At 47.8% G+C, this 1,027-nt stretch carries 1 pseudogene; it reads left to right on the plus strand.

The window, feature by feature from the left end:
• Window positions 1-25: 25 nt before the first annotated feature.
• Window positions 26-865 (plus strand): annotated as a pseudogene (gene glmM / locus F6K52_RS36810) (phosphoglucosamine mutase); the annotation flags it as partial.
• Window positions 866-1,027: the final 162 nt, after the last annotated feature.

Raw genomic sequence — 1,027 nt, forward strand, 5'->3', positions numbered from 1 at the left:
CTAGACCTAATCATCCTCCACCACAGGCATGAAGATTGTGCTGGATTTGGCTTGGGGGGCAGCAGTGCGACTCTCAGGACAAGTATTTGAGCAGTTGGGGGCACAAGTCATTTGCTTACATGACCAGGCAGATGGCGATCGCATTAATGTCAATTGTGGCTCTACTCACCTCGAACCGCTCAAAGCTGCGGTAAAAGAATACCAAGCAGATCTTGGGTTTGCGTTTGATGGTGATGCAGACCGATTGATGGCAGTAGATGCCCAAGGTCGGGAGATCAATGGAGATTACATCCTCTATTTTTGGGGTCAAACCTTACGTGCTGCCCAAAAGCTACCAGAAGACCTAATGGTAGCAACGGTAATGGCAAATTTAGGATTTGAACGAGCCTGGAAGCAGTTGGGGGGTAAATTCCTACGGACAGCGGTCGGAGATCAGCATGTCCAAGCTAAAATGCTCCAAACTGGAGCTATGCTAGGGGGTGAGCAATCGGGACATATCATCTGTCACCATTATGGTTTGACTGGGGATGGCATGTTAACTGCTTTACATATAGCTTCTTTGGTTCGTGAATCTGGGATGACCTTAGGGGAGTTAGTAGACCAAAGTTTCCAGACTTACCCCCAACTGCTGCGTAATGTCAGGGTAGAAGACCGAGAACGCCGACGTCGATGGCAAGAGTGTGAGGCGATCACGAATGCGATCGCAAAAGGGGAAGCCGCCATGGGAGACCAAGGTCGAATTCTGGTTCGTGCTTCTGGTACTGAACCCCTGATCCGGGTCATGGTTGAAGCCGCCAATTCTCAACTTGCTCACCACTGGACATCAGAGTTAGTTAATGTCGTTGAGCGATCTTTAGCTAACTGATTAGCTAACTGATTGACCAAAATGCTTCGGTGGAACTGGTCAGCATATAACTGGCATCATTAACTTGTATCTTTGTTGACTTAGATGGTTTAAGTAATCGGTTTATGGTTGACGGTAAATCATCAACCCTGATTTGAGTCTCTCTTCAGGAGAACTCCTTGC

The sequence above is a fragment of the Moorena sp. SIO3H5 genome, assembly GCF_010692395.1.
GTDB lineage: Bacteria > Cyanobacteriota > Cyanobacteriia > Cyanobacteriales > Coleofasciculaceae > Moorena.